Source organism: Geofilum rhodophaeum (genome assembly GCF_002210225.1).
Lineage (GTDB): Bacteria > Bacteroidota > Bacteroidia > Bacteroidales > Marinilabiliaceae > Geofilum > Geofilum rhodophaeum.
The window spans coordinates 19,794-44,798 of record NZ_MWUJ01000018.1 but is presented as its reverse complement, the minus strand read 5'-3'; the positions used below and the strand labels follow the sequence as shown (position 1 = coordinate 44,798).

Below are 25,005 nucleotides of genomic sequence, written 5' to 3'. Positions count from 1 at the left end.
AAACAAATGATAATTCAAACCGTTTTCCTTACAATCATTGCATTTGTCATTGTTTTTTTGAGTGCTATTATCGGCAACCTTTTCATCAACATAATTGCTCGTGATAAAATATTCGCTCCCAAAGACACCCTTTTCAGCACCTACTGGGGCATAATGCTAATGGTAAGTGGCGCAGCTATGTTTGCCACAGAAATCTCAACAGTCTTCATTGTAATAATAATCCCAACAGCTTTCCTAACTTTCTATCACATTCCTTCTATCAAAGCTGTTTCCACTAAAAGTTGGTTAATAAACATAAGTCTAACATGTCCAATCTTTCTTCTCCTTTCATTAGTTTCCCAACTATTACCTTATTCATGGAGCATTGAGAATGATATAAATTTCTATTCTCAGGTTTCTCAAAGTCTTATTAATAGTGGAATAGAAAACACCTTTCACTATTTCAATGAATACATCAATGATTCAGCCGGCAATAATGCCTACCATTATTTTGAGTTATGGTTTAACGGGATTATCAGTTTACCACTTGAGGGGTACTTTTCCAACTTGCTACTTTTAAAACACTTTACATATCCATTTTTTATCACACTAATTGTAATAGGGTTATTTTCAATAATAACAAATTTGGCTTTATCAAGCCAAAACCTATTTTCACTTTTACTTATTGTAAGCCTGCTATTTGTAAACCTATCGACGTTAATAAATTTTGAAAATACCGCTTGGGATATTTTACATTCGGTTTTTGATAGACCAAACTTTATCTTTTATTTCTATGGTTTGATACCTGCTACTTATGTGTTCATGCAGGGTGAAAATTACTCTGCTTTTTTTGGCTATATTCTTATTTTACCAATATTGTCAATAACCACAGCTCCTTCAATATTTCTTTCTGCTATACTTTTCGCCTTTTATCTGCGAACCAACAAGCTATTAATGCCAAAACAATTTTTGAAAACTGTTGGGGTTATAAGTGCTGTGGCAGGCTCAATTGTTTGCTTTTACGGGATAACAGGATCATCTGTTGATAGCCAGTTAAGCCAAGGCACATCAATTAGCAACCTTTTTCAAACAGCAATCCAGCTATGGAAAGCAATTCTACACCAAATCGTAACGCTTTCGTTAAAATCTCTTTTGTTGCTGATCATCCCTTTGGGTCTTGGAATATTTCTTATTAAAAAAAACAATTCAAATTTCATACATTTAGCCGTATTTGCTTTGCTAACAAGCTTCTCAGGGATACTAGTGTTTCAAGTTTTCCCCACAACAACAAACACATATCAATTTGCCTACATGGGCTATGTAACATTATTCTTAGTTCTCATCCTTTCAATTCTACTTGTATCATCTTTCTTCTCAATCAGACAAAACATCCTGCTTTTAACAACAATTCTCACATTGGCGATAATCTTTAATGCAAACAATTTTAGACTTCCTGAATGGAGCAAATCCATCGAGGATAATTTTATGTCTTTGCGAGGTTATAAATCGAACACAATCCAAACATTAAAATCTGAGTTAACAAATTACGAAGAGAAAACGCCCCAAAACATCGGCTTCTTGATTAATAAAGAGAGTACCGTCTCCCCAAACCATAAGCATTCGCTTACATATCAGTATGGAAATGAGATCTTAATATACATGAACAACCTGCATTTTTTGCCCCTTACTCCACCTAAGCTTCTTTATCAAGACAGCAAGCAAATAAGCAAATACGAACGTGCAAAAGGATTTAACGATAAACTCACATTCTATCAGCACTTTGATTCATCCAATTCAACGGGATTTATAAATCGATTCATTAAAGAAAACAGCATTCTTTTCATCATCTCAGATTCTGTTGTTACCCACTTAGACCAAAAGCTAATTACTATTTCATCAAATGAGTAATAGATTCCTAATACTTAAAGGCACCGCAGGTATAGGGAACAGACTTATTACCTTGGCAAATGCCATTGCTTATGCAGATAAAACAAATCGCACCATCCTTGTTGATTGGAGCGATGGCCAGTTTGGCATTAAAGAGGAAAACGTATTTTACAGATATTTTGCGCTAAACAAAACACCACATATTCAAAGCATTAAGGATATAAAAAACTATTATAGCCTATCACACTACCCAAAACGCTGGGCCCTGCACCCTAACTCTGCTGTATATGATATCTACAAACAAAGCTCTTCATATTTCTTTACTAGGATTATCCCTTCAAAATTCCCAAAAAAAAGCGGATACTGGTGTTTAAAGGAAAAACAAAATAACACCTTGGCACAGCAGGCATTAAACCTACTCAACAAAAACAATCCACCTTTTGGCGGCAATTATAGCACGAAAATGAAAGAGGATGTAGTTTTCTTCGCAGACTTCTGTCCACCTTTCTCTCCAGATATCCTCAGAAACCATATTAAACTAAGCGACTGGCTTAACTCAGAAATCGAGCACTTAACTAAAAAACATCAATTAGAGAGAGATACGGTTGGCGTCCATATAAGAATGACAGATAAACAACCAGTTTCTGATTTAGATCAACTAATTAAAAAGATTAAAAACCTTGGCTTTGAAAAGAAACAAGTTTTCCTAGCAACCGACAATCCGGAAATTGAGGATTCTTTTCAGGGCATATTTTCAAATTTAATTTTTCTTCCTAAATGGAGGCCCGAGCACATAGGTAAGCAAATGGGGGTCCACCAGTACGCCATCAGGAATAAAGATTACGGAATGGCCGAACGCCAACTTAAAGAAAGCATAATTGACATGTGGCTGCTATCAAAGTGCGAATATTTGATTTATCAAAAAAATTCAAGCTTTTCACGAGTGTCCGCTGTACTAAAAAATGAACCAACCAAAACCGTTAGCTGGTAGCTCAATGCCCCCACTCTGCCTCTATACTGGTGGCTTCCCCTACGGCCTGGGCGAACAATTCCTGGAAACGGAAATCAAGTACCTGGCTGAGTACTTCGACACTATCCTTATCATCCCCAACAATCCCACGGGTACTATTAGGCCGATCCCGACCAATGTCAAAGTACTACGACAAAAACCAACACCCTACACAACACTTCGTGGCATAAAACAGTTAGGGAAATGGGTATTAGCAAGTTTAGAGGACCTTATAAAAGCACCAGACAAAAAGTACTTCCTCAGCAACCTCCTCAGAACTGCCCATCAAGCCAACGAACTGAAAAAGTTTTTAGAACAACATAACCTTTTAGAAAAGACCATTCATTACACCTACTGGTTTAATGAGCAAAGCACCTTGCTCTCCATCCTCAAAAGTCAAAACAAAATATCAGGATATATTTCAAGAGCACACGGGTTTGATCTGTACGAAGATCGCAACAAGAATGGCTATATCCCTTTTCGTTCTTTTCAGTTGCAACACGTCACCAAACTCTTTTTAATTTCCAAGCATGGCCTAAACTACATCAGCTCAAAATATCCGCAACACCAGCACAAATTTCACCTAGCATATCTTGGAGTTGAAAACCCCGCACTATTTTCATATCATCCACCCAAAGATGAGAGTTACCATATTGTAAGCTGTTCCCGGATGGTAGAAATAAAAAGGATACACCTTATTATAAAGGCACTTTCAAATATAAGGTCCAAAAAAATCTTGTGGACTCACATTGGTGACGGCCGTTTGTTCGAACAAATTAAACATCAAGCAAAAACAAGCCTACCCTCAAATATTCAATACAAATTTCTTGGCCATATTGACAACAGTGAAATATTTTCATTTTACCGGCAAGCTAATATAGATGTATTTATTAATGTATCTTCATCTGAAGGTCTGCCAGTAACCATTATGGAAGCAATTAGCTTTGGAATCCCTATTGTGGCAACCAACGTTGGAGGAACTAAGGAAATTGTAACTAAAAATACAGGTGCGATAATTGATGTTAACACTAAACCCGAAAGAATTGCCCAAATAATTATCGAAGTACTCAATGAAAAAAGCAGAAACGCAAGTGAGAGAAAAAGAATAATAGAATTCTGGAATCAAAATCTCAATGCTGCGACGAACTACGCAAACTTCTGTAAAAAACTTACCCAATGCTTTCAAAAATAATATCTCTTCCTCAACAGTTATTAAAACAAATAAGGGAAAGAATATTTGCTACAAGGAATATCAATACAAGCATCATCGAATCAAGCTTGATTGATCCCGAAGCTAAAATTGGGAAATACAACTATATCTACAACACAAAAATTGGGAAATACACCTATACAAGTAGAAATGTAAGTATAATGCAAACTTCAATTGGGAACTTTTGTTCGATAGCGAAAAATGCCTCAATAGGTATAGGAGACCATCCTACAAATTATATAAGCACCTCTCCTATATTCTATTCCCCAAACAATCCGTTTAGAATTAAACTGGTAAAGCAAAAAATTTTTAATGACATAAAACCAGTTGAGATAGGGCACGATGTATGGATAGGAGCTAATGCCGTTATCAAAAACGGAATTAAAATTGGGAATGGGGCTATTATCGGAGCAAATTCGGTTGTCACTAAAAATGTTCCAAATTATGCAATAGTGGTGGGAGCTCCGGCGAGGGTCTATAAATATCGATTTAGTAGTATCAATATTGCAGAAATAGAAGCATCAAAGTGGTGGGAAGAAAGCATTGAGCAACTAGCGAAAAGAATACAGGATTTTACCGAACCAATTAAATAGAAAGAAAATAGGGCTGATGTTCATAGAAAACCTAACAAAAACAGCAATGCAATTTATCAAAAATTGCTATTTCAAAATAAAAAGAAACAAAGCAACACGATATGTAAATGTTGTGATACAACCTAATTGCATTATTTCAGCGGATACCACAATAGGAGAAAACACTTATATCTCTTTCAACAGCAGTGTTACACGCTCCACAATTGGAAGATACTGTTCAATAGGAAGCAATGTCAGCATAGGAAATGGAGAACATAACATCAATGATATCTCAACTAACTGCGCTTTTCTAGAGTCTGCTTATCAAAAACTAACTGAAAAGGATGTGATAATAGGAAATGATGTTTGGATAGGAGTCGGCTCGATTATTAGAAGAGGTGTAACAATTGGTAATGGCGCAGTTATTGGGGCCAATTCCTTTGTTAATAAAGACGTACCGCCATATGCAGTTGCTGTTGGCTCACCTGCAAGAGTAATAAAATACCGCTTTAAAAAAGAAATGATTGAAAAAATCGAAGAATCATGCTGGTGGCAATATGAAAAAAAAGAAGCCTTGAAACGAATTACAGAACTACGCAAGTTACTATAAACATGAGTCCTAACAACCAGCCTCCTATTCGTATTTCCCTACGAATAAAATATTTTATACTGAACAGACTTTTAATCATTCTTTACCACATGAGTAAGAGTGTCAAGAATAACAGTTGTGCAGGAATCGTATTTTCTAAAGATAGACCGCTGCAATTAGATGGCCTACTTAACTCATACAACCAGTTCATTAAAAACAAAGAACCATTATACGTTCTTTTTACCGCAACAACATTAGAATTTGAGAATGCCTACAACGAAGTAAAACATAGACACCCCCATGTAGCATTTATCAGGGAAAATAACTTCAGAAATGACCTAATAAGGATTGTGAAAATGATAAACACCCATAAGCTTTTTTTTCTGGTTGACGATATTCTTATCACTAAAAATTTTGATCTAGGTGCAATAGTTAGAGTTAATACTGATTACTATATCCCCTCTTTAAGGTTGGGAAAAAACATCACCTACAGTTTTATGAAAAAGAGAACAATCCAGCAGCCAAAATTTTCCAATTATGATTATGATGATCAATTAATTCAATGGAAATGGATTGAGAATAACAGTTATTGGAGCTATCCTTTATCAGTTGACGGCCATATATTCACAAGGAAAGAAATTGAAATTGCTCTTAGACTAATTAATTTTACAGCACCAAATTCTTTAGAGTGGGCACTCCAAATATTTAACAACTATTTTTTTAAGAAACTTGGCTGTTCATTTAACAATAGTGTGTTAGTCAACTTCCCTTGGAATAAGGTCCAAACAGAGAACAACAATGAATCAGGGAATATAACAGTGGAGGAATTACTAGTCTTGTGGAATCAAGGAAAACGAATCGACATAGAGAAGTATTTAACTAGAAATTTCAGTAGCGCTCATGTCCATTCTACTCTAGCAACAAAGGAGGGTTAGTTTCATAGTCAAACTTATTCAATTGCTATGCTTGTATCTGTTGTTATTCCTTGTTATAATGTAGAAGATTACATCGAAGAATGCATCCATTCGGCCTTTGCACAAACCTACAAACCCATTGAAGTACTATGCATAGATAACAACAGCACCGACAATACCTGGCAAAAGCTTAAGCAACTGCAAGAAACCTACCCCAGCCTCATTATCGAAAAAGAACTAAAGCCCGGCGCCCCTGCTGCTCGCAACAAAGGTTTAGTGCTCAGCAAGGGAGAATGGATTCAATTCCTGGATGCTGATGATTTGTTGCTTCCCGAAAAAATTGAACATCAGGTGCACCTAATAAAAAACAAACCCGAGGTTTGTTTTTTAGCTGCTGCGTCCAGAAAAAAACACATCAATGGACAATCAACAATTTCAATTCCAAAGCAGGACCATCCCTTTAAAAGTCTGTTCACAACAAATTTAGGAATCACAAGTTCCAATTTATGGAACAAAACCTGTATAAATCAGATTAATGGCTGGGACGAAGGTCAGAAAAGCAGTCAGGAAGCCGACCTAATGTTCAGACTGTTACAAATCAACAGTCAGGTGATTTTTGATGCTGAACCCCTCACCATTATCCAAGAGCGGGAAACCGGACAAATCTCAACCAAGCACCCGCAGGATAATTGGGTTCGCTACTTCAATAAGCGTGTTGAAATCCTAAATTGGATCAAAGAAAACGAGACAAAACTATATGCCAACCACCAGGCGTTTTTTAACGACAGACTGTTTGGCATTCTTAAGATCATCAGTAACCAAAAGCCGGATGGACTAGACACAGCCATATACCTGTATAAAGCATACTTTCCTAATGGATATAAGCCATCACCAAAACAGGAACACTCAACACAAACTTACCTGTTCCTATTTAAGGCACTGGGCTTTAACTATACTGAAAGATTTAAGCAAGCCCTTGAACGATTTTCTGCACAATTACGCTAAGCACAAAAACAGAAAAGTCAAATGATTCCCCCTCCAGTCGTTTCAATAATAATTCCCAATTTCAATAAAGCCACGTTCATAGCAGAATCAATTCGTTCTGTTTTAGAACAAGATTTTGAAGATTGGGAAGCCATTATTGTTGATGATGGTTCTACAGATAATTCTGTTGAAATTATTAGCAACTTGGTCAGTAATGATCCAAGACTAAAGCTCTTCCAAAGAAATCGCCTCCCGAAAGGAGGATCAACTTGTCGCAACATCGGGATTGAAAATGCAAGAGGAGATTATTTGTTTTTCTTTGATTCCGACGACCTTATGACAAAGGATTGCATTGGAGAAAGAGTAAACCTAATGCAAGATAATACCACTTTGGACTTTGCAGTATTCCCGGTTGGCACTTTTTATAAAGCGATTGGTGATAGCACAATGGTATGGCGTACAAAAAAAGGAGACCATCTTAAACAATTCTTAAGACATGACCTGCCTTGGAATATAATGTCACCAATATGGCGAACCCCCTTTGTGAAAAACAAATTAAATGGTTTCGATGAATCGTTTCCGCGCTTACAAGATGTGGAGTTCCATACTCGGGCATTACTACAAAAGGGGCTGGAATATAAAATAGTCCACAACACCACCCCAAAGTGTTTCTATCGCATAGATAATGAAAGGACGAAGCAAAGTCAGGCTCAAGGACTACAAACAATGTATCAAGGGGTAAAACAATACATAAGTAGTTTTGACAAACAAATACGGAATCCAACAATTAAACGAAATCTAAGAGGAACTTTGTTTAGTTACCTGACACAAGTAAACTACTCATTATCAAACAAATCAATTCAAAAGAAAGAGTGCGATCAAATAATTGCATCTATCACGGAATTTACAGAGTCTTGCCCTATCTTCACCAAATCATCAAGGAAATTACTGAATTGGTACAATAATATGTATGCTCTGGGTTTTTATAACATTAAAGGCTTCAACTACTTATACAAAAAGATTTTTCAGTTAAAATTTAAATTCCATTAGAAGCCTGCTATTAAATGAATAAGAAGCTTATAATTGCTCTACTAACGGATGGAATTTACCCTCTCCAACTTGGAGGAATGCAGAAGCACAGCTATTTTCTATCAAAGTATCTTTCACAAAACAATGCAATAATACACCTATATATACCTCAAGTAACTACAATACAAGAGGTCGCAAACACTTCTAATCTAAATTTGGAGAACGATTGTATTAAAATAAACCTAGTCCCCCTCCCTAGTGTTAGAAAATTTCCGGGACATTACCTCTTTGAGTCATATTTATATTCAAAAAATGTTTATAACATTTTAAACAACAACACTCAACCTGACTTAATTTACATACAAGGATTTTCTGGATGGCATCTCCTTAACCGAGGTACAGAGCCTAATTGGAAAAGCATTCCGACAATAATAAACTTCCATGGCTATAACATGTTTCAGCTTGCCCCAAACATTAAGTCACACTTTTCTTATTACTTTTTTAGACAAGCTGTTTTACAAAACATCAAAAAGTCTGAATATGTTATATCATTGGGGGGCAAAATAACTTCAATTCTACAAGCTATTGGCGTTTCAAAGAAAATTAGAGAAATACCGATTGGGATTGAGAAGATATGGCTAAAGGATAGTGCATTATTACAACCAAATTTATCAATTTTAAATTTTGTCTTTATAGGCAGATATGAAAGACTCAAAGGAGTAGAGGAGCTTAATCAAGTTGTTTGCAACATAAAAGAAGATTTCCAACTACATTTTATCGGCCCGATACCAGAAAACAAGCAAATTAAGAACTTGCCTAATGTCAAGTATTTCGGAGCCATTAACGACGAAAATCGGATCAAGGAGATTTTGCGCAATTGTGACGTTCTGATATGCCCTTCATGGAGCGAGGGCATGCCTACCGTTATTTTGGAAGCAATGGCCAGTGGCTGTGCCATTATTGCCACGGATGTGGGGGCTGTAAGCGAACAAGTTGATGCAACTAATGGCATTCTTATCGAACCAGGCAATAAACCCGAACTAAAAGCAGCCATCGAACGAATGATTGCTTTGCCCGCTGAACAACTGCTCGAAATGAAAAAGGCTTCGATAAAAAGAGTGGAGGAAAAGTTCTTATGGGATAAGGTGGCAGAGTTGACCATTGCTGAAATCAAAAAGATTATCGAAAATCGCCCATGATTCAACTGCTGCGTACCGTCTTACTCGAGAAACAAAACTACCTCATCCTCCTTTTCTGGGTAGCTTTGGGCATTTTCACAGGTCCTGTGGCCTATCTGGCTGTACCCTTACACATGTTTCTACTGCAACGTAAGGGAGAGTGGCTTTGGCTGCTCTTGGGTTTTTGGTTGATCTTGACTTTAAGTGACAGCCGGCAGGCTGTTTTTGGTTTTGCGCAAAGCCTGAAATCGGTATTGATGTTGGCGCTGACGTTCTTCTACATAACCTTCCCGCAAAAAGAGGAAGGTTTTTCTTTTATTAAGCCCTTCATTGCTTTTTTTGTGCTGGCTTTCTATTCTTTATTGGAAAATCCGCTCATGTTCTATGGCTTCCAAAAGACTCTGTCCTACGTTCTTTTGCTGCTAATAGTCCCCGGGGTGGTTTTTCTGTTACTGAAATACGAGCGGGAACGCTTTCTTTTTCATTTGTGTTTGATGGGGGCAGGAATTTTGGCCCTGGGACTGGTCTTGCGTTTTGTAATGCCCGACTTTGTCATCTTTAAAGGCGAACGATTTTCCGGCATGTTGGGCAACCCCAATGGCTTGGGAATTTACAGTTTTGTGTTTTTAATGCTCTTTACTTTTGTATCTGCTTTTCACAAAAAACTGTTTACCAATTGGCAGAAGATTTTGGTCTATGTGCTGATTGGCTTATCTGCAGTGTTCGCGGGTTCACGGGGCGGTATTTTTTCTTCCTTACTGTTCATTTTGGGCTGGTTCCTGCTTAGGCGCGATGCCATATTGGGCTTTATTACCATGGCGGTGGTCTTTGCCTCCTACCAACTGGTAATGGCCAATTTTGTGGAGATTGTGACCTACCTTAACTTGGAGGACTACTTTCGCCTGGAGACTTTAGATACGGGGTCGGGACGCGTGGTGGTGGCTGAGGTGGCGTGGCGGCACATTCATGAAAACTACTGGTTCAGCAAAGGGTTTACCTACAACGAGACGGTGTTGGCACAATATCAGGATTACTTTGAACAACACGGGCACCAGGGCAATGTGCACAACAGTTGGCTCACGATGTGGCTGGATACGGGACTGGTGGGACTGGTACTTTTTTCGTTTGGGTGGCTGGTGAACTTTATTAAGGCAGCGAAATTCACCCCTATGGTATGGGCGGTTATGTTTGGTTTGTTGCTTTCTATTTCGGTAGAATCGTGGTTAACGGCCTCCCTGAATCCTTTTACCATTGTGTTGGTCATTATTCTCTCGATGCTGGCCAATCCTTATTTTTATCCTCAACTGTATCCGGCTGCGGATACCAGCCCTGTAACGCAATGACCATCCTCTTTTTATACACCGAGCTGGCCAGCTATTTTGTGGCGGGGGTCAGAGAACTTTGCCAGCGGGGTCACCGGGTGCACATTGTCCGCTGGCCGGTGAATAAGGAGGCGCCTTTTGAGTTTGCTTTTCCGGATGCGGCCAGGGTGTACGAGCGCAGCAATTACAAGTCTGCCGAGTTGTTGCAATTGGCCAGGGATTTGAACCCTGATGTGGTGGTGGCCAGTGGTTGGGTGGATAAGGCCTATCTGAGGGTATGCCGGCACTTTAAAGGGAAGGTGCCTACGGTAATGAGTATGGACAATCATTGGCTGGGGGGCCCCAAGCAGCAGTTGATGCGCGTTTTGGCGCCGTGGGTTTTGCATCGCAGCTTTTCACACGCCTGGGTACCTGGCAGTCCACAAAAAAACTATGCTTTAAAGTTGGGCTTTAAAGCGGAGCGCATTCAAACGGGTTTCTACTCGGCCGATGTGCCGCTGTTTGCTCCGGAGGCAGTTTACCGTACGCAGGCCGGGGACTATCCCAGGCGTTTTGTGTATGTGGGGCGCTACATTAAGGCGAAGGGTCTGGATTTGCTGTTCCGGGCTTGGCTGGAACTGGTTCAGGAGGAGCAGCACGCTTGGGAGTTGTGGTGCGTGGGCACGGGCGATTTGTTTGAGCAAAGGGTGCAGCACCCGAGCATTAAGCACCTGGGTTTTTTGCAACCGGAACGGTTAAAGGAGGTGTTGCGCGAGACGGGCGTGTTTGTCCTCCCCAGTCGCTTCGAGCCCTGGGGCGTGGTGGTCCACGAAATGGCTGCTGCGGGCTTCCCCATGGTGGTATCGGATGCGGTGGGTGCGGCTACGCAGTTTCTGGCGGACGGCAAAAATGGCTTTTTGTTCCGTAACAACGACTTCCGGGATTTAAAAAGCAAACTCCGCAAGATCATCCAAATGGACACGGACGAATTGAAAGCCATGGCGGAAAAAAGTCGGTCTGAGGGACTAAAACACAGTCCCGCTGCCTGGGCCGAGCGTTGCTTGTCGTTTGCACAGTTAAGCTGAAAGCAACTATTCCTTACTCCATTGGGCCAGCACGACCAATGGCCAAATGCGTGAAAAGGTGACCCTGGGGTCGCCTTTGAGGAAACTGTTCCACAGTTTTAATATTTCGCCTTTTCGGAAGGCCTCATTTTTATCAAGCAGTTTCAGTCGCTCATCGGCATAGCTGTGCAGCTCGTTTCTGAGCCAGTGTTCCCACGGAAATACAAAGCCCATTTTGGGGCGGTTTACAATGTAGTCGGGTAAGAGGTCGGGCAGACTGTCGACGAGCAGCTTTTTGGGGGTACTTGGATATTTGATCTGGTCGGGTAAGGCCAGCACGTATTCTATCAATTGATGGTCCATAAACGGAACGCGAAGTTCCAGTGCATGGGCCATACTCATTTGGTCGCTGTCGCGCAGCAAGACGTTTTGCATGTAGGTCTCCATTTCGGCAGCAGAGACTCTGCTAAGCAGGTGCTTGTCGCTTCCCTCCCATCCTTTTTGCTGTAACCAGTCTGCCGGCAAATGGTTGCCTGGCAGCGGCTGGGTGAGCAGATCGGCAATCTGGGCATCGCTGAGCACCTGGCGCGATTGCACGTAGGCGCTGTTGAAGTTGTACCGCTTCATTGCGAGGAGACTGGCCATTTTGGTACTGGCCACGCCGGGCTTTAGGGCCATGAGGGTTTTGCCTGCCAGTCGGCGCAAAGCCGGCGGCAGTTGCCAAAGGGCTTTCATTTTCTGCAGTTGGGCCATCCGCGTAAAAATAGCGTAGCCGCCAAATACCTCATCGCCTCCGAGTCCGCTCAGCGCCATATCTATACCTGCTTCTTTGGTGGCTTTGGATACCATCCAGGTGTTGGGACCGTCGCCGCTGGGGTGGTCCATGGCTTGGAGGGCTGCGGGTAGGTGCTCCAGGAAGTGAGCGGGCGACAGCTGTATCTCGTGGTGATCGGTTTGGTGCAGCTCTGCGATGTATCGGGCATAAGGAGCTTCGCTGTAGGCTTCTTCGGCAAAGCTGATGTTGAAGGTTTTAACGCGGCGACTGGCCAGTTGGGCCATGGCGCCGACTACGGCGCTGGAGTCGATGCCGCCGGATAAAAAGGCGCCAAAGGGCACATCGGCCACGAGTCTTTTTTCCACGGCTTTGAAAAAGAGTCGGCGGACTTCCTGTTTGATTTCTTCGTAGCTGCCTGTGGGCGCTGGCTTAAGCTTGCGCAGCGTCCAGTACTTTTCTTGCTTCAGCTCCTGGCGGTCGGGCCAATACTCAAGGATACCGGCGGGGGGCAGCATCTGTACTTTGTCGAGGATGGTTGCCGGGGTTTGCACGGTTTGGTAGCGCAGGTAATCGACCAGGGCAGTGGCCGACAACTTCTTTTCTGCCAGTCCCGATGCCAACAGGGCCCGGACTTCGGAGGAAAATACGAAGTGGCCGTTTTGGTGACTGTAATAGAGGGGCTTTACGCCCATACGATCGCGCACCAAGGTAAGCTTCCGTTCTTGCTTGTCCCACACCGCCAAGGCAAACATGCCTTCAAAAAGGGGTACTGCGGCTTTGCCCATCTGTGCCCATGCTGCCAACAGCACTTCGCTGTCGGTCTGCGATCGGTAGGGATAGGCAAACTGCTTGCGGAGTTCCTGAAAATTATACACTTCGCCGTTGTACACCATTACATAGCGCCCACAAGCCGAGGTCATGGGTTGGTGACCGGCAGCGGATAAATCGATGATGGAGAGGCGCTGATGGCCCAGGGCAAGGGTGTCGTCGACCCAGCTGCCTTTATCGTTGGGTCCGCGATGCGCCAGGCGCTCGTTCATGCAATGGATACGCGCCTCCTTTTCGGTGGCGGTGTGACTAACAATTCCGTTTATTCCGCACATAGGCTATCTTTCACTATTCCCTGTAAATAGAACTTTATATTGCGCCAATAAGGAGGAATCGTTGCTGCACGCTGCGCCCAGTGCCCAGGCCCCTTTGCACCATTGGTCGTATTCGTCCTGTGCCATGGCTGCCAGGCGTGTCAGCGTTTCAGCAAATGCAGCTTGATCAGCCAATGGCAAATCCCAACCTGCCTGCTTCTCAGTCAGGTTGCGCCAGGGGGTTTGGTCGCTTATAACAACGGGGCGACCGGCCATGAAACTCTCGAGAATTACGTGACCAAAGTTCTCTCCCCTGCTGGGTAAGAAAACAGCGTGATAATCTTTTAACAAGTCTGGGATCATTTCTGCATCCACAATGCCTTTGTGTGCCACCTGTATATGGGCCGGAAGTTGTTGAATCAGCGCCTGGCAGTCCCTCCAGTAATCCTGATTATATATTTGGCCGTAGAGGTCGAGTTGCAGCGCAATTTCCGTACCGACATGCTGCAAACATTCGATGGCAAACAAGGTGTTTTTCTCAGGTGCTATACGGGCTGGAATGCATACGCGAAGTTGCCCCTTCTCTTTGCTCAAAGCTTCAAAAGCAGCCTCAGTCTTCCGAGCCAGATTATTTGCAACAACAAGCTTAGCTTCATTTCCAAATCGCGCTTTTACCTGCTCCCCTTCTTGTGTATTCGTTACGTGCCATACCACCTTATTGTAGATTGGCAGCAATCTGGATATTCCCAAAAACAGCTTTTTTTTGCCTTGCTTTACGTTAATGGCGCTGTTGGCCAACATGCCCCGTGGTGCTACAATTACCCGCTTAAATTTCAGCAGCTTTGCTGCCAGCAAGGGCAACAGGGAAAACAGCGGGGAGTATATGCCGTTGATGTAAACCACTTCGCACCGGCTTTCTTTGATCAATCTTTTCCACAGGCCGACAGAGGGTGTTCCGGCACTGCAATACCAGACCTTCACGCCCTGGGCTAAGTCGGTCCACCTGTCGGGCTGTATGCCTTCATAAGGGGCGACTTCTCCGTACTCGGAGTTGCGTGTTACAATATAAAAATCGAGGGTGTCCGACAAATGGGCCGTCATATTGGCCATAGAGCGTACCGGTCCCCCCGCCTTATACCCGGGCAGGTACCAGTCAATAAAAACTAGAATACGCTTTTTGGTGGTGTTTGCTTTCACTCCTAATGTTTTTCCTAATCGCAATGGCTGTAAAAAAGACCCTTTGCATGCCGCTTATATGGCTACGCAAAGATAAGTATTTATGACACCAAACGCATATCCTGACGAAGGTCTTCACTTAGCGGAGGACGGTTGACCTTCGTCAGATGTGTTCTGTGACTTTCGTCTAAACAAATCCTGCATGTCAACTGGAGGCAACAGATAGGGGCCCATTGGCGCTGAAGCGGTCATTGTACTAATAGCAGCTCTTAAATAACCAACAACTATATTAACTGAAGAGAAAAACCTCAAGTTATTAATTACTTTTTCCTCGCCCTCTGTTTGCTTAGGTATTAAGAACCTTGCTCCTCCTTCAATAAATATTTTATATCCGGGTTTGGGCTTGCCTGAATTATTAACCTCAATTTTAGCAAACACGTAGAACTGCTCTTCATCTACAGCATTATTTGAAAAATCAATATCAATTTCATAATCCTTAAAGAAAGAATCAGGAGATTTTGCCATTGACTTCTTTGCAGGCGGGATGAATTTATACTCCATCCCAACAACCATAAAGTTCAAAAGTCTAATTGGCGATTCTTTTGCTTCCATATTCAATTTGTTCAAGTCTTATGCAACAATGTTAAAACACTCGCCAGCCTCGGGCAGCGTTTCCATTTTTTCATAATCAGGTTCAACGAATGGTTTATAAACCCATACTCCTTTACCATCTCCTTTGGGAATATAGTCTTTAAAATTTTCTTCCCTGATGGCTTCATTTTTAATCTCAAACTCGATGCCCAAAGCTTTCTGTAGTTTTGCCAAATGGACCAGATTAAGCAGCTTGTCCCCATTAAACAATTGCGAAACAAATGCAGGACTAACGCCCATACTTTCAGCCAAGTCTTTTCTACTAAAATTCTTTTGCTTACGCTCCTCTTCGACTATCTCCAAAAAGCGGAACATCAACACCTTGGCATCAATATCAGACCTATCCTTTTCAGAAATACTACTAAACAAGGAATTAAACTTTTCCTTGATATGATCTGATTTACTCAATTTTATACTCATAGCTGGCGACTTTATGTATCAAACTCTTCCCTACCATATAAATCCGCATTCTTTATGCCCCTAATAAGCAGCTCACATATCATTGCAAACTTTTTGGCCAGTTTTTTCTCTTCCAGGAATTCAAAAATAGATTCCCCATTCTCTTCATCAACAGCAATTTTCCGCTTGCCATCCTCTGAGCTTTGTATTATCTGGGCTTTTCTCTCCATGCGAAGTTAAGCTATAGGTTAACTACCTGCTATGCATTTAACTTTTTTAACATTTAACAATCACAGCATTTCACCAAATTCAATGATTGATATTAAAGGTTCTTGTGGCGGACCTTTCGTGACACGTGGCAGCTTTGAAACTTGTCGATATAATATACCCAAACCATTTGCACTTGCTCTATGCAAAGCATAATACAACTATTCCTCAAATACAATCTCAACTTGAATCCGGTTAGATTCAAGCCCCTTAAGCGTATAATAAATTTCATAAACACCCGGCTTAAAGGGCATGTCAACATATTGCATTAGGTTCAAATTCCGATACTCTCCCCCCGCTTGGCCTTCATCAAGTTCTTCCTCTGAATAGCTTTGTGCTTCTTCAATTCTTTTCTGCTTCTCTTCTTCCATCTCTTGCTGCCAGGGTGGTTGCACTATTGGAGTACCATCCTCTAGTGTTTCATCAAAAACTTTTCCTGAAAACCAGAAATCAGAATCTGCTCTACGAATAAAAAAAACTTCCTCTGACAAATCTGGGTATTTATAGGTCCGTCTCAGCGTAATAACGGATGCTAAACAAACCGGGATTACAGGCCTTACGGTATCACCAGACTTTTTCAAATTATAAATTATTCTTTTCGGTGCATTTATTCGAAGCTCATTTCTAAGCTGGCTAATTGCGCTTTCAGGATACATTGGGGAGCAAGGGTTAAAATCTGAGGAAAGAAATCCCAACTCTAAATCGTTAAATGTTTCGGGGATGAACTGAATGGTTGATACTGGTATAGCACTATCTTGTTTTAGGGTTTGACATGAAGTGGATGCGGTAAGCATCCAAAGGATTAAGGGCAATAATGATTTCATTTGTTGACAAAAAAGACCACTTACTATTTGCATAAGAATTAGAGCTTAGTTATAATCCATTTTTCAAGTCTGCTTTCTTCAAGGCATCAGAGCAGTGATCACAGAAAGAGGTGTGTCCGTTTACCGCACCTCCACGCATCCTGTCAACAATATTGACTTTCATTTCTATTTCCCCTTGTTTTCTGGGCAATGTACTAACATCAATTTCTACAGTGTCGTGTAAACCGGTAAAGCCAACTCGTTCATAAATTTTGCATTTTTCGATGCCAATAGGTATGGCCTTGCTACCATCTGCAGGTTTAAACTCACAGCTGACAAGCCAATCTGTACCATCTAAATTATGCCACAAAGCATACTGGTCACCACTGTGCAAATCAGCAATTTGAAGCTTTATCTTCCCATCAGCGCCTCCTCTTGTTATTCCTTCAACTTCAAACACTTTCTTCACCGCCAAATGATCGGTATAGGCAATGGTTACACAATGAGGGTTGTAGTTGACAGCCGGTGAGTTTACCAATGCAGTTTGTATGTTTTGAAGAAAAGTATTGACGTCGGCACGGGTGTCAATATTTTTTAGGTGCGGTATGTTAACCGTTGGCAGATCCTTTAGGATTACTCCATTTCGTTTGAACTCACGAACAAAAGGATTCAAATTGGAGGCAATGGACTTCAGATTATTCATTTTGACTTCTACATAGTGGAGTAGCCTTTCCGTTTGAATAAAGCCATTGCTCAGGAGCTTATTCCCGCTGTCATCGGTGGCAGCTACTGAAAAGATGGCCCCGCTACCGGGCCTGACAAACAAACGGCGGCCTTCTACAATTATTTCCCCATTGCTGTTGGTGCTGAGGTTCAGTTCCTGATCCTGGTGCTTAAAGTTGGCATTTCTCGATTTTTCGGATGCAGAATAAACACGCTATTACAACTTCAACGACCTTTTGTTACTCAACGATTCCCTCCATTTTACGACGCGCACCACCTGAATCAACTCGGCGTGGAGGCCTTCAACCGGGAGTTGATTAAATTATTGAAAGCGGAGCCGGAATGGCTTAAGTGATGAAATCAAACATCAGCTTTCAGCCCTAAAGCTCAATCTGAATTCTAATTTTCCCTCCAAGGCCTTTTTCAACTATATCATATAGTGTTTTAAGCGTCATATTACTGGAATCATTTTCAACCCGGGATATGTAACTTCTCTTCTTATCAATAATTTCCCCTAGTTGACCTTGTGTCATCTGTTTCTTTTCCCTTGCTTCTCTCAACAGAAGGCCGACTCTCAACGACTTGAAGTCACGCTCTATACGATCCCGTCGTTCTGTTCCAATCTTACCATATACATCATCCTTCAATTCGTCCCAGGTGGTCGTATCATTCTGTTTCATATCTATCCTCCTTTTTATAAAAATACTCGTTCATCAGCTTTTCAGCTCTTTCAATTTCACTTTTGGGGGTCTTTTGTGTTTTTTTTTGAAATCCATTTAAAAGGATGACCAATCTGTCTTTATCGAAAAAACAAAAAACCCTCCAAATATCAGAACTAAAAGAAATTCTTGCTTCATACAAGCCCTGTGCTCCTTTTATTTGTTTCAGGTACTTGCTAGGAATCCTTTCCTGAAATTCAATTATCTCAATAATTTTAAAGATCTTATCTTGAACCTTAGGTGTTTGCTCGAGTAGAAATTCTTTAAAGTAATTTCTATATGCAACAACTGTTCGGACTCGCTCCATTATAAAGGACATTTACAAAGTTAACTTATAAGTGGCATTTATGCAAGCATGCAGGTACCAGATCAGGATTTAAAACCATCCTGCCCAGAATTGGGATTTAATTGTGCAACCAAGAAAACCTTAATACACTTGCAACTCAGTGGCTCCTTCGGGGAGGTAGAGCAAAAAATTATGATTTACATCAAAGGGCTCTTCTTGGAAATTGGTATTGTACTCAACAGTCCTTAATGCCCCTTTCTTGTTTTCACGCCCTCGCAATTGCACCAATTTACCATCCTTATAAAGCGCCAGTTCATAATAAGATATAGGGTAAACAACCTTATCAGGGTGATTGGGCGCATAAATGGTTAAATCACGCTTAATATCGTTCAGCATAAGCGCTCCGGAAGCAATATAATTCGTTTCATACTCACGTTTTACCTTACCTGATGACTGCTTAACTATCTCGGTAACATCGCAATCGATAAAGTTCTGGCGCAACTGCTCGTACTTCTTCAACACTTGCTCCTCCAAATTGGGCAGGGTGCGCAAATCGGTGGCCCTGGCCAGCCGCTCGCTGTAATCCCAGGGCACCTGGGCCTGAAAGGTGATGGTGGTATCCCAATATACCGTGAGCCAATCCTGGGCATAGGCAGGCACTTTAATAGAGTCCGTTAAATACTGCGGCTGACTTTCACGCTGACGAATATCCGGGGCATAACCTACGCGCAGAAAAAAGTAGTCGCTGTCGTCCAGACCTGCATTTTCAAAAACTCTGATTTTCAACTTCTGCTCACCACTTTTTTCAATTAAAGGATTTATCAAATCAACACGAAATTCGTTATACCTGGTGGTATAAGCATACGAAAACGGAATTCCATTAAGCTCCAAAAGGGTACTTGCTAATCCTCCGCTGTGTATCTCCACCCAATACACGGGCTGGTCTTCATAAGAATCAACCTTCCTGGCCATTTCAGCGATCAGGCCATCAAGCTTTTTCAAGCTCGCCGCATACTGCTGTTGCTTTTCCGGCCCATCACCCACCACAACCACATTGGTATCGGGCAAGCCATCCACTCCCTTTAAAGGTACAACTTCAATAAAGTGATCTTCCACGTTTGGGCGCTCTCCCCAGTGAACCGCAGCTTTTTTTCTTGGCTGTTGGCACGCCATTAAAACAACCAAAATCATCCCTGCCCAAATAAGCTTCTTTGTTATCATATTCATTTTGATTTAAAAAAATTGGTGATAAACCGTTCGGTTTCCGGATTAACTTCGTCATTCAACCTTTTGATGGTGCTTATGCGCCCGGGTTGTAAGCCGGTTTCAGCCATAAACTCATCCACACTCCAAATGGTTAAGGTCTTTCTTTTTTGATAGTCCTCAAATGCTTCACGGGTGTTTTCTTTGTTTAAAAAATCTGTTGAGGACCTTGAATATTCTCTACCTACAGACGTTCTGTACAAATCATTTAGGTCGGCTTTCACCTCCCCACTTTCTTTTAACCTGGCCTTTACAACGTAGTATCTTGCTTGCTGATTATTCGCAGTAATGGGCCAATACTGGCCCTGTCCTTCATTAAGTATTAAGCGGATGAGAAACCAGGCATCGTCATAAAATCGCTCCTCCGAAACAGATCTGATATCATATCTAATAGAAAATCGAAGACTGTTCTTAAAAAACTCCACTCTTTCAAAGCCGGTGAAGAAGACTCCCACGCCATTACCACGCTGCTTATCGGGCCGTACAGAAAGCAGGCCATACTCCACCGCCATGTCTGACGAGAATTGCAAAAACTGTCCTTCAAATTTTATAACCTCTACCCTATTTTCAAACTGCTTATCCGCTCCCCGCCTGCCATCATATACCAAAACACCCTTTTGCTGATCCTCAGAATTGGCATTGATGACAAGCATGGGGTACAAACTTTCGAACTCCCGGATGGCCGCGTCAAAATCGCGAAAATGAGCAAAGGTCTTGGATATGATCTCGTTTTTGCTGGACTCAATTTCAGCCATAAGGGCCTCACAAGTCAGCTCGGCGTAGTTCAGCTTTAGGTCTTTTAGGCCATCCAGATTAAACAGGTAATTGGCATAAAAAAGGACCTGGGGCGAATAAGCTGTCGATGCAGTCAGCCAGGCAAAGAAAATGGTCAGCGCAGCTAAAACCAAAATGGGCCATATAGCCAGAAGGACGGTTCCGGCGACACTTGCTCCTGCTCCGCTGGCCATGATGGCACTCAGACTTATTGAAACGCCTTTTACGCTAAAGACCAGACTGGCGGCTGCGGCGGCAGCGGCGCCCATGTAAGCAAAAGCTTGCATCTCGTTTTTCTCTAAAAATGCCTGGCGCATATTAAAAATGGACTCCACTATGGTTAGGCAGTCGCCTACGTACCCGATCCGTGTCACCAGTTTTTTGCTTACTGCACGACCAATAAGCCGTTTCGACAGTTCTTTGCGGGCATAAAGGTAGCTGGCCAGACTGTGGGTGACGGCGAAGGAGGCTGCGCCAATGGCTACGGCTTTATGGCTTGCGCTGCGCCCATCATTTTCCTGGGTGGCTCTGATGCTGTTCACCAGGTTGAAAACGGCCAGTCCCATACCCACTTCTTCGAGCTTGGCTTTTTGCAGCAATTCATCGACTTTTCGGATGGCGGCTGTGGCTCGGGGCGCAATTCTTATGTAGGGGATGCTTTCTCCGGAATCGAGCACCTCCAAAATGGTTCTGGAAATGATATTTTTATCATTTGAACGCTGACCGGAAAGTACGCCAGCCAGTCCTATTTCCTCGGCATAGGCCAGAATGTCGTCGAGGGTGGCCAGGGCGGTTTTAAACTCAAAATCGCTAAGCTTAATGCTGTTCAGATACTTGGTAATGATTTTGATTTCCTTTTCGCCCTTGCAGTAGCTGATGTAAGTCTCGAGTATGCTCAGTATTTGCCGACCGCCTTCGGCGGTGCTGAGTATCTTTTCTCCCACATTTACTTCCTGCTCCATCAGCTTGCTGAATGGAGAATCCGCAGCCAGCTTTTGTTCAAAGTACTGGTCTAAATCGATGCGTTTCTGATAAAACAGCACGATGTCGGCATCGCGGGCCCGGGGCTCGCGTGCCAACATCGTATCGTGGGTAATCAATTCTCCTTTAAAGCCGTGCAGCCGGTCGGCATAGTCGTTAAACTCGGCCAGCAACAGGTGTTGATAGTAGTCACTTTGCAGTAAAGTCAACAAACTGCTGCGGGTGTTGTTGATGTTCACCCGCATGTGCTTGCGTGCTCTGATTTGTAAAATCTGCGTTATGGCCGCCCAATCGACTTTCGCTCTCTGTTTATTGAGTTCATCAATGGCTTCGGCACTGCCTGCCTGGGTGTATTGCAAACGTTCCAGCTCCAGCTGAATGGCGCTGAAGGTACTTGCGGCCAACAGATACTGCTTTTCGTAGCTTTCAAAATTGTGATGCCCCTGTTTTTTTGCCTGATACCGGGCTTTGGCTGTTTCCACTCCGGTTAAGGGATCTTCAAGCAAGGCGCTGAGCAGCTCACCAAGGGGTATTCCGGTTTTGGGGTTGTGGATAAGGGCTTCGTGCAGGGCTTCGAGTTGATACAGGTCGTGACAAATATCGTTGGCGGCTCCCAGGCGATCGTGCAGACATACAAATGGGTGATGCAGCGGGTTTACCTTGTCCTCGAGTCTTTCCTTGTACAGGTCCTTAAAACCCAGGGTGTCGCTGGTGTTGGGCAGGTAGTGTTCGGGGATGTCGTCGCGACTGAACACGCCGCTTTGTGTGCCTTCCTGGTTCACCCATTGCTGTACATCAAAAAGCTGAAAGCCCTCGATAAAATCTTGCTTTCGGCCCTGGAGTACTTTGGAAGATAAAGTCTCATCCCATCGGATTTCAAAAAACTCCATCCGGAGTTTTTTGGTTTCAGGATCCACTGGAATGCCCTTATAGGCCTTTTGTTGCCGCTCTGCTTCCTTGAATTGGGTCTCGCCTGCTTTGTTGTAGCGCATTAGCTTGCACTGAATCTGACCATTGCCCTGAATCACTTCGTACTCGCGCAGCACTTTATCCTCTTCGTTGAACACATAAATCCATCCGGGGCGAACGGGAGCAGCGGCAAACTGGTATTCGTAACGGCCTGCTGTCGCGGGTTCCTCCAAATCTCCCACCTCCAGTTTATCGGTTTCGGTCTCCTTCTGCAAGTGGGTATAGGGTCTGTGATAATACGTTGCTACACGGGTGCTGGAAGGCTGCTGAATGGTAGCCTGCAGTGCCTCCTGCTGTAATACGCCTTTAGAACTGTTGACTTCTTTAATTTGAGGTTGCCCGTCAAAGGCCAGCCCTGTAACCTCTCCATAAGCATCTGGAAAGGGAAAAAACCGATGGGCCATTCCCAGAAAAGGACTTTTCCGAAACAGGGTGTACCTCAGCGGATGAATGACAATGCTTTTACGCAATACGGTTACCTCGGGCCGTTCGGTATCGTTAATGGTGGCGGTGCTACTCATGGCGTACGGTAAAATAATAGTTTCCTAAATCCATTTCTTCGGAGAGGGTGTCGTGGTCCGCCTGGGCGGACAACTCTTCCGGCTTAAAGTCCCATTCGGCACTGGCTTTATGGTCGCTGACTTTGCCCTCCGCTTCGCCAAGGAGCAGATCTTCTTCGTCGGCCTTTTCTGCTTTTTGATATACAGCAAAAACAATGGTGGCTCCGTCGTCAATACCAGCTACTTCGGTGGTCATCACCAGCTTCTCTTCCAGCTGGGCATCGCGGGTTGACGCTTCTTCGTAGGTCCACTTAAGGTTAAACAGCCTGGGGCTTTGCGCTGCCTCTTCGCTGGCGGCTTCTTCTTTGAGCTGCTGTTGATTTTCTTTGGCTTGCCTGAGCTCGCCACTCTTGCCCTTAATGGCGGCGCCGACTCGATCGGCAAAACGGATTTTCGGAAAGGGGATTTGCTTAACGGGCATTATGGTGGTAGGCTTGGATGTGGTGCCGGAGCCTATAATTACATTGGGCTCGCCGGAGACTATGCTCCCGCCGTGTGCGGTCATACTGCCCATAGTGGCCACGGGTACGCCGTTGATCAAGACGGTGGGTTCGCCCTGTACTATGGTGTCGGGGGGACCTGAACACACGCAGATGTCGCCCACCAGGGCGGCTGGTTTTCCGTTAATAAGTACGTTGGGGGCTCCGGGACCGGCTACGGGTCCGCCTACATGTGGAACAAGGCCGGTGCACATGGGGCATACATGCATACTGCCCAGGGTGGCAATGGGTTTTCCTGCCATAACTAGTTGGGTTAAAGTGAACAGTTAAGGTTTTCAACATTTTCAGCTACCAAATATAGTGAAATATTTCACGAAAAAGCGCTGCAAAACGAACTTCAACACGCTGACATGCTGAGTTTTAAACAAGAACTATTAATTATTATGTTAGGATGGCGCAGATGGTATACATCAAGCCAGACTTAAGTCAATCAGGCTAATAAAATCTCTGCTGGTATCTTTAATCCCTTGTAAAGTGATTTTATCATACCCAAGGATAGACTTCTCTTTCTGTTAAGAACTTCACTTACCCGACTTTGACTACCAAGATATTTTACCATATCAGCATTAGTCATTCCCATTTGCTCCATACGGAATTTAATCGCATCAATAGGGTCTGGCGGTGCGATGGGATAATGCTTCATCTCATATGATTCAACTAAGGTCACTAATAAGTCTAATTCATCACCTTCAGGAGTATCTTTTTTTGCTCCCCACAATTCTTCAATTCTGCTTATGGCAGTATTGTAATCTTTTTCTGTTTTTATTGGTCGAATATTCATAGTTAAATCGTTTTAGAGTTAATTTTATCGTATTGTTTATGAGTTCCAATAAATCTTATAAAAATCACTTGAAATTCATAATCAATCGCAGCTACTAGTCTATAATCGTTGCCCTTTATATTGAAAACTACTCTTCCGTCTCCGACAATACTGGCATTTATATATTGCTTTTTCAACTCATTTGAGTTTTTCCATTCTGCTGATTTAGCATCATGATACCAAGCTCTCAAAGAGACTTCGGAATCAGAATACTCTGGTTTTTCAAAAAACTCTCTTAGCGTTCTAAATGCAATAATTCTCATGAAGTAAAGATACAAAAAAACGATCAACAAATCCCAGTTTGGGATATAGGTTTTATCGAGTTGCTTAAGTGTTTTTCTTCGATGTGCTACAACAAAAAATAATGAGGTTCTTCATCTAATTGGTTGGGCCAAAACACAGCCTGACTTTCACTCAAAACCAGTCGAACATAACAAGGAACCAATTCGCTTTTCTCTTTTTGTGAAATCCTTCCGGGACGTACGGGGGCAGCGGCCTTCAGAGAATTACTCGTCCGAGCGCAGATGTGTACCATCAAGCC

25 protein-coding genes are annotated in these 25,005 nt (G+C 42.8%); 11 read left to right on the top strand and 14 right to left on the bottom strand.

Going from position 1 to position 25,005, the window contains the following annotated elements:
- Positions 1 to 6: 6 nt before the first annotated feature.
- From B4W65_RS14115 to B4W65_RS14065, 11 genes are all read left to right on the top strand, one after another.
- On the top strand, positions 7 to 1,887 hold the full coding sequence (locus B4W65_RS14115; protein WP_088655813.1) for a hypothetical protein: 1,881 nt from the start codon (positions 7 to 9) through the stop codon (positions 1,885 to 1,887).
- A complete protein-coding gene (locus B4W65_RS14110; protein ID WP_088655812.1) occupies positions 1,880 to 2,857 on the top strand; it encodes an O-fucosyltransferase family protein in 978 nt (325 codons plus the stop codon). The genes B4W65_RS14115 and B4W65_RS14110 overlap by 8 nt, the downstream gene beginning before the upstream one ends.
- The gene (locus B4W65_RS14105) at positions 2,829 to 4,067 is read left to right on the top strand and encodes a glycosyltransferase (RefSeq protein WP_240509584.1); all 1,239 of its coding nucleotides are present in this window, start codon (positions 2,829 to 2,831) and stop codon (positions 4,065 to 4,067) included. The genes B4W65_RS14110 and B4W65_RS14105 overlap by 29 nt, the downstream gene beginning before the upstream one ends.
- Positions 4,052 to 4,678 carry a CatB-related O-acetyltransferase gene (locus B4W65_RS17675; RefSeq protein ID WP_088655810.1) on the top strand — a complete coding sequence of 209 codons (627 nt, stop codon included), beginning with the start codon at positions 4,052 to 4,054 and terminating at the stop codon, positions 4,676 to 4,678. Before B4W65_RS14105 ends, B4W65_RS17675 begins: the two co-directional genes overlap by 16 nt.
- Positions 4,679 to 4,694: 16 nt before the next feature.
- Positions 4,695 to 5,267: a CatB-related O-acetyltransferase gene (locus B4W65_RS14095; protein WP_088655809.1), complete on the top strand. Its 573-nt coding sequence runs from the start codon at positions 4,695 to 4,697 to the stop codon at positions 5,265 to 5,267.
- Between the two features lie 89 nt (positions 5,268 to 5,356).
- Positions 5,357 to 6,181, top strand: coding sequence for a hypothetical protein (locus B4W65_RS14090; RefSeq protein ID WP_146697796.1), 825 nt, complete (start codon positions 5,357 to 5,359; stop codon positions 6,179 to 6,181).
- Positions 6,182 to 6,208: 27 nt separating this feature from the next.
- Positions 6,209 to 7,165, top strand: a complete 957-nt coding sequence (locus B4W65_RS14085) for a glycosyltransferase family 2 protein (RefSeq protein ID WP_088655807.1) — start codon at positions 6,209 to 6,211, stop codon at positions 7,163 to 7,165.
- Between the two features lie 21 nt (positions 7,166 to 7,186).
- Complete coding sequence (locus tag B4W65_RS14080; protein ID WP_088655806.1) at positions 7,187 to 8,194, top strand: glycosyltransferase family 2 protein; 1,008 nt, start codon at positions 7,187 to 7,189, stop codon at positions 8,192 to 8,194.
- 14 nt (positions 8,195 to 8,208) lie between these two features.
- Positions 8,209 to 9,372 (top strand): glycosyltransferase family 4 protein, encoded by a 1,164-nt coding sequence (locus tag B4W65_RS14075; RefSeq protein ID WP_088655805.1) that lies wholly within the window; start codon positions 8,209 to 8,211, stop codon positions 9,370 to 9,372.
- Positions 9,369 to 10,694, top strand: coding sequence for an O-antigen ligase family protein (locus B4W65_RS14070; protein WP_240509583.1), 1,326 nt, complete (start codon positions 9,369 to 9,371; stop codon positions 10,692 to 10,694). The genes B4W65_RS14075 and B4W65_RS14070 overlap by 4 nt, the downstream gene beginning before the upstream one ends.
- On the top strand, positions 10,691 to 11,737 hold the full coding sequence (locus B4W65_RS14065; protein WP_088655804.1) for a glycosyltransferase family 4 protein: 1,047 nt from the start codon (positions 10,691 to 10,693) through the stop codon (positions 11,735 to 11,737). The genes B4W65_RS14070 and B4W65_RS14065 overlap by 4 nt, the downstream gene beginning before the upstream one ends.
- A gap of 6 nt (positions 11,738 to 11,743) precedes the next feature.
- Here B4W65_RS14065 and asnB read toward each other — a convergent pair whose 3' ends face one another.
- The 14 genes from asnB to B4W65_RS13995 all read right to left on the bottom strand — a co-directional run bounded on the left by asnB (position 11,744) and on the right by B4W65_RS13995 (position 24,727).
- Complete coding sequence (asnB, locus tag B4W65_RS14060; RefSeq protein WP_088655803.1) at positions 11,744 to 13,594, bottom strand: asparagine synthase (glutamine-hydrolyzing); 1,851 nt, start codon at positions 13,592 to 13,594, stop codon at positions 11,744 to 11,746.
- 3 nt (positions 13,595 to 13,597) lie between these two features.
- On the bottom strand, positions 13,598 to 14,770 hold the full coding sequence (locus B4W65_RS14055; RefSeq protein ID WP_088655802.1) for a glycosyltransferase family 4 protein: 1,173 nt from the start codon (positions 14,768 to 14,770) through the stop codon (positions 13,598 to 13,600).
- Positions 14,771 to 14,884: 114 nt separating this feature from the next.
- Positions 14,885 to 15,361, bottom strand: coding sequence for a protein-export chaperone SecB (locus B4W65_RS14050; protein ID WP_088655801.1), 477 nt, complete (start codon positions 15,359 to 15,361; stop codon positions 14,885 to 14,887).
- A gap of 18 nt (positions 15,362 to 15,379) precedes the next feature.
- The gene (locus tag B4W65_RS14045) at positions 15,380 to 15,820 is read right to left on the bottom strand and encodes a helix-turn-helix domain-containing protein (RefSeq protein WP_088655800.1); all 441 of its coding nucleotides are present in this window, start codon (positions 15,818 to 15,820) and stop codon (positions 15,380 to 15,382) included.
- Between the two features lie 11 nt (positions 15,821 to 15,831).
- Positions 15,832 to 16,029 (bottom strand): hypothetical protein, encoded by a 198-nt coding sequence (locus tag B4W65_RS14040; RefSeq protein ID WP_088655799.1) that lies wholly within the window; start codon positions 16,027 to 16,029, stop codon positions 15,832 to 15,834.
- A gap of 198 nt (positions 16,030 to 16,227) precedes the next feature.
- A complete protein-coding gene (locus tag B4W65_RS14035; RefSeq protein ID WP_088655798.1) occupies positions 16,228 to 16,923 on the bottom strand; it encodes a hypothetical protein in 696 nt (231 codons plus the stop codon).
- 16 nt (positions 16,924 to 16,939) lie between these two features.
- The gene (locus B4W65_RS14030; protein ID WP_146697795.1) at positions 16,940 to 17,572 is read right to left on the bottom strand and encodes an NADPH-dependent FMN reductase family protein; all 633 of its coding nucleotides are present in this window, start codon (positions 17,570 to 17,572) and stop codon (positions 16,940 to 16,942) included.
- 400 nt (positions 17,573 to 17,972) lie between these two features.
- On the bottom strand, positions 17,973 to 18,272 hold the full coding sequence (locus B4W65_RS14025; RefSeq protein ID WP_088655796.1) for a helix-turn-helix domain-containing protein: 300 nt from the start codon (positions 18,270 to 18,272) through the stop codon (positions 17,973 to 17,975).
- Positions 18,259 to 18,618: a type II toxin-antitoxin system RelE/ParE family toxin gene (locus B4W65_RS14020; protein ID WP_088655841.1), complete on the bottom strand. Its 360-nt coding sequence runs from the start codon at positions 18,616 to 18,618 to the stop codon at positions 18,259 to 18,261. Before B4W65_RS14020 ends, B4W65_RS14025 begins: the two co-directional genes overlap by 14 nt.
- A gap of 120 nt (positions 18,619 to 18,738) precedes the next feature.
- Positions 18,739 to 19,818, bottom strand: coding sequence for a hypothetical protein (locus B4W65_RS14015; RefSeq protein ID WP_146697794.1), 1,080 nt, complete (start codon positions 19,816 to 19,818; stop codon positions 18,739 to 18,741).
- 2 nt (positions 19,819 to 19,820) lie between these two features.
- Positions 19,821 to 23,105, bottom strand: coding sequence for a toxin VasX (locus B4W65_RS14010; protein ID WP_088655794.1), 3,285 nt, complete (start codon positions 23,103 to 23,105; stop codon positions 19,821 to 19,823).
- Entirely contained in the window at positions 23,098 to 23,886 is a 789-nt protein-coding gene (locus B4W65_RS14005) for a PAAR domain-containing protein (RefSeq protein ID WP_088655793.1), read from the bottom strand. The genes B4W65_RS14010 and B4W65_RS14005 overlap by 8 nt, the downstream gene beginning before the upstream one ends.
- Positions 23,887 to 24,074: 188 nt before the next feature.
- A complete protein-coding gene (locus B4W65_RS14000) occupies positions 24,075 to 24,425 on the bottom strand; it encodes a helix-turn-helix domain-containing protein (protein WP_088655792.1) in 351 nt (116 codons plus the stop codon).
- Positions 24,426 to 24,427: 2 nt separating this feature from the next.
- Positions 24,428 to 24,727, bottom strand: coding sequence for a type II toxin-antitoxin system HigB family toxin (locus tag B4W65_RS13995; protein WP_088655840.1), 300 nt, complete (start codon positions 24,725 to 24,727; stop codon positions 24,428 to 24,430).
- Positions 24,728 to 25,005 lie beyond the last annotated feature (278 nt).